Here is a 793-nt window from a genome sequence, read left to right on the forward strand (position 1 = left end):
CCCCGGACAAGGGCCAATCAGAAGAAGTGGGGAATTTTCAAATGTCCGTTCCGGGGCATTTTACTCCGCCATCAACAGGACCTTCGATGCAGCGGCATGACATGATCGAGGCAAGGCACGGCCTTGGCCTCAAGGGCATGGCGGGCGCGTTCGACGATGCCGTCACCACCGGCCTTCAGCGCCAGCGCACCACCATGGAGATACTGACCGACCTCCTGCGAGCGGAGGCGACGCATCGTCATGCCGCGTCGATCCGATACCGGATGGCCGCTGCCAGGCTGCCAGTCGTGAAGGACATCGACGACTTCCGGTTCGAGGGTACCCCGATCAACGAGGGGCTGGTGCGTTCATTGCACAGCGGCACGTTCCTGCCCGCACGGCGCAAGATCGTCTTGGTCGGCGGCACAGGCACAGGAAAGAGCCATCTGGCCATCGCCATCACCGTCAATGTTGTGCGCTCCGGTGCCCGGGGCCGCTACTTCAACACGGTCGATCTGGTGGCCCGCCTCGAAGAGGAGGCCAGGATCGGCAAGAGTGGCGCTCTCGCCGCCCAGCTATCCCGTCTCGATCTGATCGTACTCGACGAACTGGGCTATCTGCCGTTCGCCCGATCGGGCGGCCAGTTGCTGTTCCACCTGATCAGCAAACTCTATGAGCAGACCAGTGTCATCATCACCACCAACCTCGCCTTTGGCGAGTGGCCCACCGTGTTCGGCGAGCCAACCATCCAGTGATACCCCTGATATCGACGGGCTGATCCGCCATGTAACGGTGACGTGCCCTCAGCATCCGC

Annotated in this window: 1 protein-coding gene; it reads left to right on the forward strand. The window is 62.3% G+C overall.

Annotated elements, in window-relative coordinates:
- Nucleotides 1-86: 86 nt before the first annotated feature.
- Nucleotides 87-734, forward strand: coding sequence for an IS21-like element helper ATPase IstB (gene istB, locus V2I08_RS20550; RefSeq protein ID WP_405053687.1), 648 nt, complete (start codon nt 87-89; stop codon nt 732-734).
- Nucleotides 735-793: the final 59 nt, after the last annotated feature.

This window comes from Sphingobium sp. MK2 (assembly GCF_040170545.1).
Taxonomy (GTDB): domain Bacteria; phylum Pseudomonadota; class Alphaproteobacteria; order Sphingomonadales; family Sphingomonadaceae; genus Sphingobium.

Bases quoted from the DNA above. Each gene is read 5' to 3' on its own strand.
- istB (WP_405053687.1), top strand. From the start codon at position 87: ATGCAGCGGCATGACATGATCGAGGCAAGGCACGGCCTTGGCCTCAAG.